Annotated in this window: 15 protein-coding genes and 1 tRNA gene; 12 read left to right on the top strand and 4 right to left on the bottom strand. The window is 46.0% G+C overall.

Annotation, left to right across the window (positions count from 1 at the left end; genetic code table 11):
• Positions 1–122: 122 nt before the first annotated feature.
• The 6 genes from truA to purF all read left to right on the top strand — a co-directional run bounded on the left by truA (position 123) and on the right by purF (position 6,398).
• Positions 123–908, top strand: coding sequence for a tRNA pseudouridine(38-40) synthase TruA (truA, locus tag L4D12_RS01935; protein ID WP_428446125.1), 786 nt, complete (start codon positions 123–125; stop codon positions 906–908).
• A 248-nt stretch (positions 909–1,156) separates the two neighbouring features.
• Positions 1,157–2,092, top strand: a complete 936-nt coding sequence (gene accD / locus L4D12_RS01930) for an acetyl-CoA carboxylase, carboxyltransferase subunit beta (RefSeq protein WP_428446124.1) — start codon at positions 1,157–1,159, stop codon at positions 2,090–2,092.
• Between the two features lie 240 nt (positions 2,093–2,332).
• Complete coding sequence (gene folC / locus L4D12_RS01925; protein ID WP_428446123.1) at positions 2,333–3,607, top strand: bifunctional tetrahydrofolate synthase/dihydrofolate synthase; 1,275 nt, start codon at positions 2,333–2,335, stop codon at positions 3,605–3,607.
• 2 nt (positions 3,608–3,609) lie between these two features.
• The gene (locus tag L4D12_RS01920) at positions 3,610–4,194 is read left to right on the top strand and encodes an SPOR domain-containing protein (protein ID WP_428446122.1); all 585 of its coding nucleotides are present in this window, start codon (positions 3,610–3,612) and stop codon (positions 4,192–4,194) included.
• A 64-nt stretch (positions 4,195–4,258) separates the two neighbouring features.
• The gene (gene cvpA / locus L4D12_RS01915; protein WP_428446136.1) at positions 4,259–4,750 is read left to right on the top strand and encodes a colicin V production protein; all 492 of its coding nucleotides are present in this window, start codon (positions 4,259–4,261) and stop codon (positions 4,748–4,750) included.
• A gap of 130 nt (positions 4,751–4,880) precedes the next feature.
• Positions 4,881–6,398, top strand: coding sequence for an amidophosphoribosyltransferase (gene purF, locus L4D12_RS01910; protein ID WP_428446121.1), 1,518 nt, complete (start codon positions 4,881–4,883; stop codon positions 6,396–6,398).
• A 130-nt stretch (positions 6,399–6,528) separates the two neighbouring features.
• Here purF and L4D12_RS01905 read toward each other — a convergent pair whose 3' ends face one another.
• Positions 6,529–7,128 carry a Yip1 family protein gene (locus tag L4D12_RS01905; RefSeq protein ID WP_428446120.1) on the bottom strand — a complete coding sequence of 200 codons (600 nt, stop codon included), beginning with the start codon at positions 7,126–7,128 and terminating at the stop codon, positions 6,529–6,531.
• 271 nt (positions 7,129–7,399) lie between these two features.
• Positions 7,400–8,275 carry a LysR family transcriptional regulator gene (locus L4D12_RS01900; RefSeq protein ID WP_428446119.1) on the bottom strand — a complete coding sequence of 292 codons (876 nt, stop codon included), beginning with the start codon at positions 8,273–8,275 and terminating at the stop codon, positions 7,400–7,402.
• A 356-nt stretch (positions 8,276–8,631) separates the two neighbouring features.
• Here L4D12_RS01900 and L4D12_RS01895 point away from each other — a divergent pair, with 356 nt between their 5' ends.
• A complete protein-coding gene (locus L4D12_RS01895) occupies positions 8,632–9,681 on the top strand; it encodes a response regulator (protein ID WP_428446118.1) in 1,050 nt (349 codons plus the stop codon).
• A 655-nt stretch (positions 9,682–10,336) separates the two neighbouring features.
• Here the strand turns inward: L4D12_RS01895 and L4D12_RS01890 are convergent.
• A complete protein-coding gene (locus tag L4D12_RS01890) occupies positions 10,337–11,728 on the bottom strand; it encodes a peptide MFS transporter (RefSeq protein WP_428446117.1) in 1,392 nt (463 codons plus the stop codon).
• A 446-nt stretch (positions 11,729–12,174) separates the two neighbouring features.
• Between L4D12_RS01890 and rfaH the strand changes: the two genes are divergently transcribed.
• Together rfaH and galU are read left to right on the top strand one after the other, a co-directional pair.
• Positions 12,175–12,675 (top strand): transcription/translation regulatory transformer protein RfaH, encoded by a 501-nt coding sequence (gene rfaH / locus L4D12_RS01885; protein WP_428446116.1) that lies wholly within the window; start codon positions 12,175–12,177, stop codon positions 12,673–12,675.
• Between the two features lie 124 nt (positions 12,676–12,799).
• Positions 12,800–13,708, top strand: a complete 909-nt coding sequence (galU, locus tag L4D12_RS01880; RefSeq protein ID WP_428446115.1) for a UTP--glucose-1-phosphate uridylyltransferase GalU — start codon at positions 12,800–12,802, stop codon at positions 13,706–13,708.
• 289 nt (positions 13,709–13,997) lie between these two features.
• On the opposite strand, the gene folD is transcribed toward galU, so the two are convergent.
• Positions 13,998–14,858: a bifunctional methylenetetrahydrofolate dehydrogenase/methenyltetrahydrofolate cyclohydrolase FolD gene (gene folD / locus L4D12_RS01875; RefSeq protein ID WP_428446114.1), complete on the bottom strand. Its 861-nt coding sequence runs from the start codon at positions 14,856–14,858 to the stop codon at positions 13,998–14,000.
• Between the two features lie 791 nt (positions 14,859–15,649).
• On the opposite strand from folD, the gene L4D12_RS01870 reads away from it, so the two are divergent.
• From L4D12_RS01870 to L4D12_RS01860, 3 genes are all read left to right on the top strand, one after another.
• Positions 15,650–15,726: transfer RNA gene (locus L4D12_RS01870), tRNA-Arg, on the top strand.
• A 435-nt stretch (positions 15,727–16,161) separates the two neighbouring features.
• Entirely contained in the window at positions 16,162–16,350 is a 189-nt protein-coding gene (locus L4D12_RS01865) for a hypothetical protein (protein WP_428446113.1), read from the top strand.
• Positions 16,347–16,601, top strand: a complete 255-nt coding sequence (locus L4D12_RS01860) for a bacteriocin immunity protein (protein WP_428446112.1) — start codon at positions 16,347–16,349, stop codon at positions 16,599–16,601. The genes L4D12_RS01865 and L4D12_RS01860 overlap by 4 nt, the downstream gene beginning before the upstream one ends.
• Positions 16,602–17,253: the final 652 nt, after the last annotated feature.

The raw sequence follows: 17,253 nt of genomic DNA, 5'->3' as shown, positions 1-17,253 counted from the left end.
CCCCTAGCCCCTCGAAACTCGCCCCTGTTTTCTGCTCTCCCTCGCATCTCATTCCACTTTTCCCTATAATTCGGATTCATTTGAACCTTGGCCGCGGGCCATCAGTAAGAACGAAGTGAATTATGCGAATAGCTTTAGGTATTGAGTACGATGGTGCGAAATACTACGGTTGGCAACGCCAGCGGGATGTAGACAGTGTGCAAGAGCGTTTGGAAAAGGCGCTGACTAAAGTTGCCAATCAACCGGTTGAAGTACAGTGTGCCGGGCGTACTGATGCGGGGGTGCACGGTACGGGTCAGGTGGTGCATTTTGATGTGAATGTTGACCGTAAAATGGCCGCTTGGACAATGGGCGTGAATGCACATCTGCCAAAAGATATTGCTGTGCGTTGGGCGAAGGAAGTTAACGATGATTTTCATGCCCGTTTTACCGCCACAGCCCGCCGTTATCGCTATGTCATTTATAATCACGCGTTGCGTCCTGCCATTTTAGGGACGGGTATTAGCCATTACCATGGCGACCTGGACGAGAAAAAAATGCATGAAGCAGGACAATATCTATTAGGTGAGAATGACTTCACCTCGTTTCGTGCGGTGCATTGCCAGTCACTCAGCCCATGGCGTAATCTGATGCACTTAACGGTGTCTCGCCAAGGTAATTTTGTCATTATTGATATCAAAGCGAACGCCTTTGTTCATCATATGGTTCGCAATATCACCGGTAGCTTGATTAAGGTCGGGCGGGGTGAAGAGAAGCCGGAGTGGATCCAATGGCTTTTAGCACAAAAAGATCGAAAATTGGCGGGTGCAACAGCTAAGGCGGAAGGGCTATACTTGGTGGATGTGGACTATCCTGAAGCGTTTGCTCTGCCACGTGCGCCGATTGGCCCACTGTTTCTACCCGATTAAGCCTGCGTGTAGGTTCATTTTTGCCGCAATAGGATAGAAATGGGGCGAAATGATGAGGATTTTACCCTATGTCTTTTACTTCATAGGGTAACAACAACTCATAGTACCAGTTTTTTATCTACAGACTGGCAAGTTTGTGCTTTAATTCCATATCGGAAAATTAACGAATTTGTAATTCTCTGCCACAACAGCTTGTGCTATGAAATTAATGCGCATTGGGCAGGGGAATAGAACATAAAAGGTCATTCATGAGCTGGCTGGAAAAGATCCTAACCAAAAGCAACATTGTTTCTTCTCGCAAAGCGTCAATCCCTGAAGGGGTATGGACCAAGTGTACATCTTGCGAACAAGTGCTTTATCACGCCGATCTAGAGCGAAACCTGGAAGTTTGCCCGAAGTGTGACCATCACATGCGAATGAAAGCGCGTCGCCGTCTGGAAACGTTTCTGGATGCTGACGGTCAGGTTGAACTTGCGGCGGATATGGAACCACAAGATAAGTTGAAGTTCCGCGATTCTAAGAAGTACAAAGATCGTCTTTCTACTGCGCAGAAGACCAGTGGTGAAAAAGATGCCTTGGTGGTAATGAAAGGCACATTGCTTGAGCAGCCATTGGTTGCCTGTGCGTTTGAGTTCTCCTTCATGGGGGGCTCAATGGGCTCGGTAGTGGGCGCTAAATTTGTGCAGGCTGTTGATGAGGCCATTGCTAGCAATTGTGCGTTAGTTTGTTTCTCTGCCAGTGGCGGTGCGCGTATGCAGGAAGCATTGATGTCATTGATGCAAATGGCGAAAACCAGTGCCGCATTAGAGCGTTTATCTGACAAAGGCTTACCTTTTATTTCCGTGCTTACCGATCCGACTATGGGTGGTGTTTCAGCCAGTTTGGCCATGTTAGGTGACATTAATATCGGCGAACCGAAAGCCTTGATTGGTTTTGCTGGCCAGCGTGTTATTGAGCAGACGGTGCGTGAAAAACTACCTGCTGGATTTCAACGCAGTGAATTTTTGCTGGAGCATGGTGCGATTGATATGATTGTTGACCGCCGTGAAATGCGCCAGCGCATTGGTGGTTTGGTTGCAAAACTCACCAACGCGACGTCGCCAATGGTTGTGCCTATTAAAAAGCCGGTCGTGGCGCCTGTAGAAATGGTTGATGATATTGAAACGCCAAAGACGGAAGACTAGTTTGCGTTAACCACGCACACAGTGTTGTCTTTGTAGCGATCAACAATGAACGGGACGATTGTCCCGTTCGTTATTTTTAAGGCAGTTTTATACCTAGCTGCTTTATGACGAGGCGATGTGCCTGTCACGTTTGGTGATATTGCTGGCTTTTGTCACCCTTAATCGTGTAATGCGGTTTGGGTTCAGACCGTTCAGTGTTAAATTAGTGGGCATATTGGTTTCACTAGAAAATGATGACGCATGTCTGGATTGACCGTACCACAAGCAAATTCTTCTTTAGCCTCTTGGCTTTCTTATCTCGAACATCTTCACACCAGCGCGATTGATCTTGGACTTGACCGGGTTCAGGCTGTTGCGATCAACGCAGAACTGACGAAGCCAGCAAATCGGGTGATCACCGTGGCTGGGACGAACGGCAAAGGATCGACCTGTGCGATGTTAGAATCTATCTTACTGCAGGCGGGTTATACCGTCGGTGTGTACAGCTCCCCGCATCTGATTCGTTATAATGAGCGAGTTCGTATTAATGGCCGCGAGCTGCCAGATAGCGCACATACTGAAGCGTTTGCTGTTATTGAGCAGCAGCGTGGTGACACCAGCCTCAGTATGTTTGAATTCGGTACCTTGGCGGCGCTGCAATTGTTTAAGAGCCATCACGTTGACGTGGCTATTCTGGAAGTCGGTCTTGGCGGTCGCCTTGATGCGACTAACATTGTTGAGCATGATGTCTCTGTTATCACCAGTTTGGCGGTTGACCATGTTGACTGGCTTGGTGATGACATCAATGTTATCGGTTATGAAAAAGCGGGGATTTTCCGTTCTGGCAAACCCGCCATTTGTGGCCAGCCAAATCCACCGGCGACAGTACCGGCTCATGCCGACGATATTGGCGCTGATTTTTATCAGGTCGGGTATCAATTTGACTACCAAGTCTGTGATGACCATTGGCAATGGAAGAGCGGAGCATTTACGCTCGATAACCTGCCATTACCATCATTACCATTGCCTAATGCTGCAACTGCCCTGATGGCCCTCGCACTTGCGGAGCTGGATATTTCTGATCAACATATTGCCGACGGTTTGGAAAAAGCCTCATTACCTGGCCGCATGCAAACGGTATCAACCCAACCGCTCGTGATTATGGATGTGGCGCATAATCCACATTCTGCTGAATATTTTGCTCGTCAGTTGTCTTTAATTAAGCAGCGTGAAGGGAAAGCGAAAATCCATGCCGTTGTAGCTATGCTGCACGATAAAGACATTGCCGCGACCGTGGCTGAAATGACTGAGATTGTTGATGCGTGGTATCCCGCCTCATTGACGGGTCCTCGTGCAGCAACGGCCGATGAGATTATTGCTCATCTGGCACCGGAGACTCACGGATTTGAAACGCCAATAGCGGCATATGACGCTGCGCTGACAAAGGCAGAGCCTGAAGATATGGTAATTGTATTTGGCTCCTTTTACACTGTTGGGCAAGTATCCAGTCACATTGGAATAAATGAACAGGAGTGATTGTGGCAAGTAAATTTCAAAGTCGCCTGATAGGCACGATTATTTTGGTCGCTATTGGGGTTATTTTTCTACCGGATTTATTTGACGGTCAGAAGCAGCATTATCAGGAGCAATTCGCCAGTATCCCGCTTCAGCCTGAGGCGGCCGATAAGGTGGCCTATGAAACCATCCCTGAGCCTGAGTTTGCAGAGGTGAAATTACCTCCGGAACCAGTCACTGTGACCATTGATAATGACACCGCTGATGATAATGTTGTCGAGCGTGATGTGCCGGATGAGGCGGTGCAAGTCGTGCAGGTTAAACCTCAGCCCGTGACGCCACCGAAAGCGGGTAATCAGGACAGTGGTTGGGTGGTGCAACTCGGGGTATTCCGAAATTTTGATAATGCGCACCAGCTTGTTGATCGCTTACGTAAAGAAGGCTATCAGGCACATGTGTTTCCAAAGCAGCCGAAACAAGGTGACTTAGCAAGGGTTGTAGTAGGGCCTGATATTTCAAAAGTGACCTTGTCTGCCAAACTGAAAGAATTGGAAAAATTAACCGGATTAAAAGGCCGATTGGTCAGATTTAATCCATTAAACCCATAGGTAAACGTTTGCGTCCTCATTTTTTCTGTTAGAATACGCATCAATAAGACGAATACAATAAATGATGATTTGGATTGATTACGTCATTTTAGGCGTAATAGGCTTCTCTGCTCTGGTGAGTTTGCTCCGGGGTTTTGTGAAAGAAGCGTTGTCACTCGTGATTTGGTTTACGGCTTTTTTTGTCGCCAGTAATTTTTATACTCAGCTGGCAGCGCATTTCACGAATATTCAGGACGAGATGCTACGTAACGGTAGCGCCATTGCAGCGTTGTTCATTGCCACGCTGATTGTGGGCGCGGTCGTGAATTATGTGATTGGACAGCTTGTTCAGAAAACCGGCCTGTCGGGGACAGATCGGGTGTTGGGGATTGTGTTTGGCGGCGTGCGTGGTGTCTTGATTGTCGCAGCCGTGCTGTTCTTTATGGATGCTTTTACCGGGTTTTCAGAAGCGGATTGGTGGAAACAGTCGCAATTGATCCCTCAGTTTGGCGTCGTCATTGAATGGTTCTTCACTTACCTAAAGGATACATCAAGTTTTTTACCGAGCGTGTTGTAACGGGCGGTCTTGATTAATAGGAATCAGATCACAATGTGGTTTGGTAGCCTCATGGAAACAGTATTCAGCAGGGATTCGGTTTTATCGGGTGCCTGCTGAAATTTAACTAAGTGTGACGAGGATTTAGGACATGTGTGGTATTGTCGGAATCGTGGGTTCTACCCCGGTGAACCAGTCTATCTATGATGCATTGACCGTGCTGCAGCACCGTGGCCAAGATGCAGCGGGTATTGTTACCCTGGAAAGCAATCGTTTCCGTCTGCGGAAGGCAAATGGTCTAGTCCGTGATGTGTTTGAAGCTAAGCATATGCAGCGTCTTCAAGGTAATGTTGGGATTGGGCATGTTCGCTACCCAACCGCGGGCAGTTCGAGTGCCTCAGAGGCTCAGCCGTTTTATGTGAACTCACCTTATGGTATATCGCTGGCCCATAATGGCAATCTGACTAATGCTGCCGAGATCCGTGATAGCTTATTTGAGAAAGCCCGCCGCCATGTCAATACCACTTCTGATTCTGAGCTGCTGCTGAATGTACTGGCTAACCAGCTAGATAGCGCTAAATCCTACCCTATCTCTCCTGCTGAAGTGTTTGAGTCGATCACTGAGCTGCATCGGATGGTTTCAGGTGCCTATGCGGTGGTCGCGATGGTCATTGGCCACGGTATGATTGCATTTCGGGATCCTAAGGGCATTCGTCCTTTGTGCTTGGGTAAACGTGAGGTTAATGGTCACATTGAGTATATGGTGGCGTCAGAGTCTGTTGCATTGGATGCGGTTGGCTTTAACTTTATGCGTGATGTTGCCCCTGGTGAAGCGGTTTACATTACGTTCGACGGACAACTCTATACTCAGCAGTGTGCGGATAATCCAACATTGAACCCTTGTATCTTTGAGTTTGTTTATTTTGCCCGCCCGGATTCCTTTATCGATAAAGTGTCTGTTTACGCTGCGCGTCTGTGCATGGGGCAGAAGCTTGGTGAGAAAATTAAGCGTGAGTGGAGTGATTTGGATATTGATGTTGTTATTCCAATCCCAGAAACCTCTTGTGATAGTGCGCTTGAAATTGCAAATACATTAGAGAAACCTTACCGTCAGGGGTTTGTTAAAAACCGTTATGTTGGCCGTACCTTCATCATGCCAGGTCAGCAACTGCGCCGTCAGTCAGTACGTCGTAAACTTAACGCAATCCGTTCTGAGTTTAAGGATAAGAGCGTGCTGTTGGTTGATGATTCGATTGTTCGCGGGACAACGTCTGAGCAAATTATCGAAATGGCGCGGGAGGCGGGGGCGCGTAAAGTGTATCTGGCCTCGGCGGCACCGGAAGTGCGATTCCCTAATGTGTATGGTATTGATATGCCATCAGCCAATGAACTGATTGCCCATGGCCGTGAAGTGGATGAAATTTGCCAGATGATCGGTGCTGATGGCCTGATTTTCCAAGATTTGAATGATCTCGTTGCCGCTGTTGCGGAAGGTAACCCAGATATTCAGCAATTTGAAACATCAGTATTTAGCGGTACCTATGTCACCGGTGATATTGATCAGGCTTATTTAGATTTTCTTGACTCGCTACGTAATGAAGATTCAAAGACTAAGCGCGAGATCCAGCAAGACTTGGCCAACCTTGAGTTGCATAACGAAGAGGTGTAGGTATAACCTCCTAGACCCTAGACCCTAGACCCTAGACCCTAGACCCTAGACCCTAGACCCTAGACCCTAGACCCTAAAAGCGAGAGTCATGACTCTCGCTTTTTGTTCTTTCTCGCCACGCGTTCTGCTGTTAATGACTAAACTGCGGCCCAAGGCCGACACTCCAGAGAATGACTGAACCGGCAATAATCGACACCAACAAGACTAACCCGGCAGTCACAATTGAGCTTGCATAGATGAAGCCTCGCTCTTCGGGAATATGCATTAAAATCGGTACGCCGGTATACAGTAAATACACTGAGTAGGCGATACCAATGAGGCCTGCAATCATTAAAAACCAGATCTGTGGATAAATGGCGGCGATACTGATCATAAACAGGGGAGTCGCCGTATAAGCGGCTAATTCTAATGCTTGTTTATAGGTTGGGGAGGAACCAAAAGTGTGACTCATCCAATAGGTGAGGTAAGCCAAGGCAAAGACGCCACCGATCAGGGCAATGTACATGGTCGCAGACATGATCAGTGCACTACTCTGGGTCAGGAAGATCGGCTCACCGACGCCAACACGCCAGCCGATAAAGGCACTGGAAATAAAGGCAAAGATTGGCGGTAGCAGGGCAACCAGCAGAATATGGCTGAGGCAGCTCTGGATCCCTTCATGCTCCTTGTCGATGGTTTTCCATTCTTGCTTTGGATGGGCATACAGCCCGAATAAATGTCCCAGAATCATAACGTTTCCTTATTAATACCGATCATTGTGGCATATCCGGTATCTCTTCATTCAACGTAGAGCCACTTGTCTACTAATCTATGCCTTGATTAGAAACCAATATACTCTCGCTGAAACGAGCATCTTGAAGTAGCTTGGTTATATTAACGTTTAGTCGGGGTTGAAACGGTTAGCAAGAAATTGTATGCAACGAGATTAAGACAGAGGGAGAATGAAGCCCTTTACTCAGTGATGAGTTCGGAATAAGGGCTTCATGAGGAACCGCGGTAACTTACAGTTTGAAATAATCACTCGCAAATTCGATGAATAAGCGTAGTTTTTCAGGTTGATAATCGCGGTGATTATACATTAGATAGACATCGCGTTGGTTCGATGACCAGTTTTCAAGAATTTGGACCAGTTTTCCTGATGCAATGTATGTTTTCAACATGACATCGGGCATCAGGGTGATTCCAAGTCCTGCCATACAGGCTTTACGTACCACATTCAGTTCATTGGCTTCAAAGCGACCGCGATCACTGACTGTAATCGTTTCGCCATTACAGTCTGTAAGACGCCAGCGGAACAATGGTTTGCCTTTTAATAGTGGATGCTGGTGGAGGTCTTGGGCGTGTTTAGGCTCAGGATTGGATTTTAGGTAATCTGGGCTCACCACAAGAATATCTTTAACGATATTGATTTTGCGTGCAATGAGCGTTGAATCACGTTGTGGACCGACACGGAAAATGATGTCCCAGTCAGTTGGGTCTAGTAATTCAGGATCGTTGCTCATCGACAATTCCAGGTTAATCGCTGGATGCTCCTTCATAAAGGCGTTGAGTAACGGTTGTAGCATGACTTTTGTCAGGTTGGATGGCGCCGCAATTTTAAGCTTACCTGCCGCACCTTTACATTCTTCACTGATATGCTCAGCAGTGTCGACAAGACTTTGCAGGATCGGACTACAATCGTCATAAAACTTCTGTCCAGCCTCTGTCAGTGACAGCTTTCTGGCATGGCGATTAAGCAGCCGAATGTTCAGGCTCTCTTCGAGTGCTTGGATACGCCGGGTAAGTGTGGCGACAGGCACTTGGGTTTTACGCGAAGCCGCAGTGTAGCTGCCATTTTCAACAACCATGCGAAATAAATTCAAATCGTCAAGCTTCATAACTCTACATCACTGAAAACTTATAATGGGGAATTGTATAATAAAATGTGTCAAAAGATGTCCTTTTCCAGACAAGTTTTGTTGTGAATCAATAACTGTGTTTCCTATTGTCTCGTTTTGTTTTCTTACTCATTGAAATCATTAAAATTTGAGCGCCGTAACAGAATTTAATAAATTGTTGTCGCACATGCAAATTTGACTGACTATTGGCCAATTCATGCCTATGCTTTTGGTTAGTTCATAATGATTTATGGATTTATAAGGTTATGTGTAACTTGGTATATATATCCACTAGGTGGTGATTATGTCAGCATAATACGTATAACCCTAGTCTAGCGGTAAGGGAGCAGCAGACTTTGCTTGAAGATAAAGACATTCTGATTGTCGAAGATGATCCGGTGTTTAGAACGATGTTATCTGGCTTTTTACACAGTCAGGGATGCCGTGTGCGTGAGGCAGGAGACGGGTTAGCGGGGCTAAGAGCATTGCGAGATTGCTTACCGGATGTGCTGCTTTGTGATTTATCGATGCCAGTGATGACGGGAATGGAGTTTGTCGAAGAGGTCGCTTTGCAATACCCCATGGTGCCCATTATCGTGATTTCAGGTACGGGAAATATGGCGGATGTTGCAACAGCATTGCGGCTAGGTGTAAAAGACTTTCTGATCAAGCCGCTTGAGAACATCATGGTCTTAAAATCAGCGCTGCTTTCGGTATTAAAAACCCAAGATTCAATCACCGGGCATAATGATTTTTCCAGTCAGTGGATCAGCCTCGAAGATGAGACCGTGATTGATGAAGAGCTGGAATGGCATATTGAAGAGCTAAAAAGCAATCCAAGGGCAGCGCGTGAATTACTTCTTGGATTGATGCCGGAACCAGAATCAAGCTTGGGTGATTGGCAGATAAATTATTGTGTCCTCCAATCAGCAGACGCCCCCCCGATGTTATTGGATTATACCTGGCAGATAGATGGAAGACTGGCGTTTTATCTTGTTGATTCTGCAGCCGGCGGAGAAAATGGTACTGCGACGACCTTGTTGATTCGGGCTTTTTTTAATGACTATTTACGTACCAGAATGGCCGAAGAAAGTAACATTACGGGGTTGATTAAATTGATCGAAAAAGGGATGCGGCATTCTGGTTATGCCTCTCCAATCCGAGCAATATTTGGTATTTTTGATGTCACCGATCACAGCTTGGTTGTGGCATCCGCTGGTTTAGCCGTGCGGCTGCAAACCAGTGAGGGTGAGCAAATGATCAAAGCAATGCCTTGGTTAGGCAACAACGCTAGCCGTAATGACAGTGTCAGGCTGAGGCTTGCAGAGTCAGGTGGCCGCTTGTCCCTCAGCGAAAAAGGCTTAAGCAGTTTCAGCCTGACGTTTAAGCGGGTTTCTAGGGGGTAGGAGCAAGATCTAGGCGCGAGTCTTTAGGGACTAGTTTCGAGGAAGAGCGGGTTAAGAGCCGATGGGCAAGAGCGAACCTGTGGCCCTAAGATCCTGGAATAGCATCAGGGGCTAGGGACGAGTTTTCAGGGACGAGGATGAGCGGGTTAAGAGCGGAAGGGCAGAGCGAACCTGTGGCCCTAAGGCCCTATGGAAGAGCTTGAGGGGCTATGGGCGAGTTTTCAGGGACGAGGAAGATCGGGTTAAGAGCGGAAGGGCAGAGCGGATCTGTGGCCCTAAGGCACTATGGAAGAGCTTGAGGGGCTAGGGGCGAGATTAAAGGGACGAGCAAGAGCGTTTAGAACGGAATAAAAACAGGGACTGGCTCTCAGAATGTGCTCTTTTTCCTTTACACTCGAACCTCGTCCCTCGAATCTTCTTACAGAACCCCCTTGCTTTCCCGCTTTTCCTAGTCCCGCTTTTCCTAGTCCCGCATTTCCTCGTTATTAACTGCTCTTCCCGCTCCTACTCGTCCCTAGTCCCTAACGCTCTTAACTGCACTTTCTCGTCTCTCGACGCGCAGCATGACTCGCCCCTCATCCGTTTTATTCAAACCAAAAAAAACGGAGGACTGTTGTCCTCCGTTTTCTGTTTTTTGATCTCGAACTCGTCGTTCTTACGCCTCTACAGGCTGAACATCGATAGCGTCATCTTTAACTTGCTTGCCTTCTGCGCCGTGCATCCAACCAATAAGGTGGTTAGAGCAAAGTAGAAGTAGTACGCCTGAAGCCGTAGCAGCAATTGCGATACCGCTAAAGATAGCCATTGGGCCTGATTCACCAACGTGTGCACCAATGATCCCAGCTACATAGTTAGCAACCGCGTTAAAGCCGAACCATGTCCCCATCATTAGAGAGGCAAGGCGAAGCGGAGCCAGTTTTGTCACCAAAGACAGACCAATTGGCGATAGACATAGTTCACCCAAAGTATGGAAGAAGTATGCACCTACAAGCCATAGCATTGATGTCTTCACGGTGATATCGCCACCTTGCTGCATTACTGCACCAATCATGCATAGGAAGCCCGCGGCTAAGAAGAACAGACCCATTGCAAATTTAACCGGTGAGCTTGGTTCCTTAGGACCTAATTTCACCCAGATAGCGGCAATAATTGGCGCCATAGTGATAACAAAGAACGGGTTCAGTGATTGGAACCATGCCGCTGGAACTTCAAAGCTGCCGATCATACGATCAGTATATTGTTGCGAGAAAATGTTCATCAGGCCACCGGCTTGTTCAAAGCCAGCCCAGAAGATCACAACAAACAAGCCCATGATCATAATAACTTTCAGGCGATCACGTTCTACTTTTGTCAGTGGCTCTTGTTTGCCTGATTTGTTCATTGCTGCCGCGCGTTTGGCTGCGGGTACTTTACCAATGTTACCTAGCAGGCGCTCTGCATAAATCAACTGAGTCACTAAGCTGATCAACATACCGATACCAGCAGTCAGGAATCCAGCTTTCCAGCCATATACCGCAGAGGCGGTACCCGCGATGATACCAGCAAGTAGGGAGCCAAGGTTAATACCCATATAGAAGATGGTAAAAGCACCATCACGGCGGTTGTCGCCATCTTTGTACAGGTCGCCAACCATCGTTGAAATATTTGGCTTAAACAGACCGTTACCGATGATAAGTAAACCTAAACCGGCATAAAAGACATTCACTGCATACGGGTCAATGACGCTATGAGGCAGAGCCAGCGTAAATTGACCAAGTGACATTAATATTCCGCCAATAATAATTGAGCGGCGTTGGCCTAAATAGTTATCAGCAATCCAACCACCGATAAGAGGAGTAATGTAAACAAGGCCGGTGTAGATGCCGTAAAGGCTAAGTGCGTCCTGTGTTGTCCAACCAAGACCGCCATCCATGGTTTTGTCAGTTAGATATAAAACAAGAATTGCACGCATTGCGTAGTATGAAAAGCGTTCCCACAGTTCGGTTCCAAACAGTAAGAACAAACCTTTTGGGTGGCCTAATAGCGTCCCACTTTGTTGATTGTTCATGATTATTCTCTAGGTATAGTTGGTGTTGTGCTTGCGAGTGTGGCGTTATTTATAAAGGACAAATTATTAAACTGCAAATCCTTACAAAATCAGAACAAGATAAAAACATCATAACGCATTGATTAATAAGTGATTGTCTGTTTAGTGTTCAAAATTGAAATATCAGATTTACGCTGTGAATCATGCTTGTTATGTTGTAAGTGAAGATTTAATTAGTGATTTATCTTGTTTTTTGGTTCTATTGCGAAGTTTTATGCTGGATATGGCGTATTTTAATGTTTGTTACATTCTCATTGGTAGGGGGAGGGAGCGAAACGCATTAAGAACAAAATAGGTGATGATTAAACATCCTATTGAAATTTAACTGAAAAACAATGAACATGAAAAGTACAGGTAATAATGTACTATTGCATGGGAATGAGAGTGATTAACGGGCAGGGAGATAAATGAAAAATTGGCATCTACTATATTGTAAGCGCAGCGAGCAAGAGCGTGCGGTGATTAATTTAGACCGCCAAGGTGTAGAGTGCTACTACCCGCAAGTTACCGTCGAGAAAATAGTCCGTAGTAAGCGTGTTGTGGCGTTTGAGCCTCTGTTTCCTAGTTATATGTTTGTCTATTTTGACCCAGAAAGAGTCAGTTATACCACTATTCGTTCTACGCGAGGGGTTGCTGATTTCATTCGTCAGGGGGCACGACCTCAGATTGTCGATCCCGAGCTTATTTATGGGTTAATGATCAATGAAGACTCCGCAGAGCAGCAGGCTAAGTTATCTGCACTACCAAAGCCAGGAGACACTCTAAAGTTAACCAAAGGCCAGTTTAAAGGTATTGAAGCCATTTATCAGGAGCCCGATGGTGAGAAGCGTTCATTTATGCTGATTAACTTATTGGGTAAATCTGTTAAAGTGAGCGTGCAAAATGCAGACTTAGTCAAGTCTGAATAGTGACGAAATGAATACCGTGGTGACTGACCACGTTGTTAAGAAATGGCATTGCCAAAGAATCTAACTGTTATAACAACTTAAATTTTATTTAGCTTGCCTGATGAACTTTAAAATGGAAAAGAATATGTCTATCACACCTCCTGTTCGAAAAGCCGTGATCCCGGTTGCGGGTCTGGGCACACGTATGCTGCCAGCGACAAAGGCCATCCCGAAAGAGATGCTGCCAATTGTTGATAAACCATTAATTCAGTACGTTGTAAATGAATGTGTGGCGGCGGGCATCAAGGAAATTGTACTGGTTACACACTCATCAAAGAATTCGATTGAGAACCATTTTGATACCTCTTTTGAGCTTGAGGCGACGCTTGAAAAGCGTGTGAAGCGTCAGTTGCTGGATGAAGTACAGAAAATCTGTCCGAAAGAAGTGACGGTTATGCATGTGCGACAAGGTCAAGCCAAAGGACTCGGGCATGCGGTATTATGTGCACATCCGTTGGTGGGTGATGAGCCGTTTGCAGTGGTTTTACCTGATGTCATTCTCGATGATGTAGCCAGTGATTTGCGTTGTGAAAATATGGCTGCGATGGTTAATGCTTTCAATGAAACTAAGATTAGTCAGGTTATGGTTGAACCTGTACCTATGTCTGAGGTTTCCAATTATGGTGTGGCTGATATCAACGGGGTTGACCTAAAACCGGGAGAGAGTGCGGCGATGGTCAAGGTCGTTGAAAAGCCAGCTAAAGAAGAGGCGCCATCGAATCTGGCAATTGTAGGTCGCTATGTTTTGCCTGCTGAAATTTGGTCGCTATTGGCGCGTACACCGGTTGGTGCCGGTGACGAGATCCAACTGACCGATGCGATTGATATGCTGATGAAAGATCAGCAGGTCAATGCTTTCCATATGTCAGGCAAGAGCCACGATTGCGGCAGTAAGCTTGGTTATATGCAGGCTTTTGTTGAGTATGGTATGCGCCATAACGATCTTGGCGAGGACTTTACTGCATTCCTGAAAGAGATCGTGAAGCAGAAATAAGCGATGAGATCTGTGGAATAGTAAGTACAAGTTTCGAGGAAAGAGGGACGAGTAAAAGCAAAAGAGAGTTGAGGTCCTGTAAACAGGCTCAAGGAACGAGATTCGTCCCTTGAACCTTTAACTCGTTCTTCCTCAAGGCTCGTCCCTCGAAACCCGTTCTTAGTCTCTTGCTGTTCCCATAGGGCCTAGGATCGTTTTTGTTTTTCCGTTTTTAAACCGCTCTTCCTCGCCCCTTAATAGTCGTCCCTCGAAACCAGTCCCTCAAACCTATAACCGCTCTTAATTACCCCTACATCTCTGAGTGATACAGCTCGCAAGCGTGAAGGGTATTTTCAATTAAGGTTGCGACCGTCATCGGTCCGACACCACCTGGAACTGGGGTGATATGCCGGGCTTTTTTCCGTGCGACATCATATTCGACATCACCGGCGAGTTTGCCATTTTCCAATCGATTAATACCAACATCAATAATGGTAGCGCCCGCTTTGATCCAGTCGCCAGGTATAAAATTAGGTTTACCGACGGCGACAACCAGAATATCTGCTTGGCGAATATGGTGTTCTAAATCTTTGGTAAAGCGGTGGCAGGTGGTGGTGGTAGCGCCAGCAAGTAATAGCTCCATCGTCATTGGGCGGCCAACAATATTTGATGCGCCCACAATAACGGCATGTTTACCTCGTACTTCAATATTGTAGCGCTCCATAAGGGTCATGATTCCCTTCGGAGTGCAAGAGCGCAGCTTAGGAATTCGTTGGCACAGGCGGCCCACATTGTATGGATGAAAACCATCGACATCTTTGTCGGGGGTGATTTGCTCTAGCACTTTGGTTGTGTCGATTCCTGCGGGTAGGGGTAACTGTACCAGAATGCCATCCACTTGGTTGTTGGTGTTGAGATCATCAATTAATGCCAGTAGTTGAGATTCAGTGGTCGTTGCTGGTAGATCAAAGGATTTAGACATAAAACCAACTTCGTTACAGGCTTTTCGTTTGCTGCCCACATAAATCTGTGAGGCGGGATCTTGGCCAACCAGTACTACGGCTAACCCCGGTGCTCGTAGCCCAGCGTCAATGCGTGCTTTTACGCGAGCAGCAACTTCTTGACGAACTGTCTGAGAGATAAGTTTTCCATCAATGATTTGAGCAGCCATGTTTTTCCTTAGACGGTTATAAACTGAATAATGTTATCAATAATGATCTCTTTCTGTGGTATTGTCGCAAAAAATGTGACGAAAGGCTAGTTAGCAAACGATTGCTATTGGTTTTTGTTAAGTTTTTTGAGGTGGTGTTGATGAGGGGCTAGGGGCGAGTTTTCAGGGGCGAGGAAGAGCGGTTTAAGAGCGGAAGAGCAAGATCTAGGAACGAGTATCGAGGGACGAGTGTTGAAGGAAAGCGGATTAAGAGCGGAAAAGCAAATGCAAGAGCGGGAGAGCAGGGGCGAGTAGTGAGTTTTGAGGGATGAGTAAGAGCGGTCCTAAGATCCTATGGGGTTAAGAGTGGAATAGCAAAAGCGGATCTGTGGCCCTCGGTCCTATGGGAAGAGCGAAAAGAAGCTGCATTTTTCTTGACACTAGAACCTCGTCCCTCGAGCCTCCTCACAGGACCACAGGACCACAGGACCACAGGACCACAGGACCACAGGACCACAGGACCACAGGACCACAGGACGACCTATCTTTTGCTTTTCCGCTCTTCCTTGCCCCTGCTCTCCGTTCTTAACAGCTCTTCCGCTCCTACTCGTCCCTAGCCCCTAGCTCCTGATTCTGCTGCTCCTTTTTCTCATTCCTCGAAACTAGCCCCTACTCTTATGCTTTCTTCCCATGCACATTGTTCTATGTTTGAACACTTAATAGCAAATACGTGGAAAATAGGGGAAAAGGCATTGACGAACCCAGATTGGGACGTATAATTCGCTCCTGTAACGTATCGTTATGTCAACAATGCGCCCTTAGCTCAGCTGGATAGAGCACGTCCCTTCTAAGGATGTGGTCGTAGGTTCGAATCCTACAGGGCGCGCCATTCTTGCTGTAAGCACAGTCTTTCTCTCTACCGACTAAGAGAACTGTACCTCACAAACTCTGACTCGTATCACATTACCAAATCCCACTTTAAATACTCCCATACCTGTTTGTATTGAATGCTATATTCAACTCAAGGCCCAGTACCATAAAAGCTATCTAGGCACTATGCGCTACCGTCTGGAACGTATAAGCAACTATTTCTCATCCTTCCAAGTTCGAGACCTAACAACCAGCCCTCATGCAAGGGACCATATCAGCGGCTTTATTGATGTCCATTTAAAGGCTGTAAAATCCGGAGCTGCTCGCAAGGATGCCTCCACACTGTAAGCCATGATTAACTGGTTGAGGCGGGATATCGGCCTACAGATTCCTAACATATTCAAACAAATACGAATACCTAAAGATTATGGTGTAAGGCAATTTGTACCTACTGATGAGCAAGTCTATAAAGTCAGAAGGTAAAGCGCCACGAGCAAGATTTAAAGATACTGTTGGTAGGATACGTTCATTTGAATTGCACCATGTCGAAGAAATACAATATGGTGGCAAAGTTTATGACAATAATAATATTAGAATTAATACCCCGCGTAACTATATTGAAATTCATAAGAGGTCAAAATGAAGAATAAAGAAAGATTTCAAGATTATACGCTGTCGGAATTTTTAGAACTCTTGAATGAAATTTTTGAATCAAAGGGCAGTGATAAGTATCAAGATGAATTGTTGGAACATTTTATAACAATTACAGCTCATCCTGATGGTTCTGACTTGATCTATTACCCTGAAAAAGAAGAAGATGGAACTCCTGAGCGAATCGTTGAAATCGTGAAAGCTTGGAGAGAGTCGAAAGGACTACCACTGTTTAAAAAATAAGTTAGTGCGCATAAAAAGAGGAAGGGTAAATTGAATATTTATGTTGTGCACCAGATGCACCATAGTCGATTAATAATATTTGAATCATTGTGCACCAATGGGGCGCAAGGAGGATCGTGTTATTTATGAGTGTGGTTGCTTTACCGGATATGGATATAAAGGTTCGAATCCTACAGGGCGCGCCATTCTTGCTTCTTCCTCTATCTTTATTTTTTACACCATCGCTTACTGATTATTCGATTGTTGTGTTCTTTCCCCCGAATTCTCCTTTATACGCCTTGATTTTTGGCTTCTCGCGTCGTGCTATAGGTTCGATTTATCTCTGGGTGGTATGCGAGACCGTGGTGTGAAAGTGACTATCATGGTTCTAACATTCGCCATTTCCTCGCGATAACGAGGCTAGATTATTGCGGTAAAAATCAACAAATGGTCGGCGAATAAATCGAATAATTAAGCTCAGAGTCAAAAAATCGCTAATGGACACGATTTTTTTGGTTTTTATACTTGTAAATGGAATTTTTGCCCCTATCTTGTGTGAAAGGTTTGATCGCGGTGCGGTTAGTCTGTCTCGACGACAGGACTGAGGATCGCTATAATACCGCGTTTTAATTTCTAATTCGGTGGTGTTTAGGCCCATGGAAGCAGAAGTTAT

It is taken from the genome of Photobacterium nomapromontoriensis, assembly GCF_050336815.1.
Lineage (GTDB): Bacteria > Pseudomonadota > Gammaproteobacteria > Enterobacterales > Vibrionaceae > Photobacterium > Photobacterium nomapromontoriensis.
Note: the sequence above shows the minus strand (reverse complement) of the source record. Positions and strands in the feature narration are given on the sequence as shown.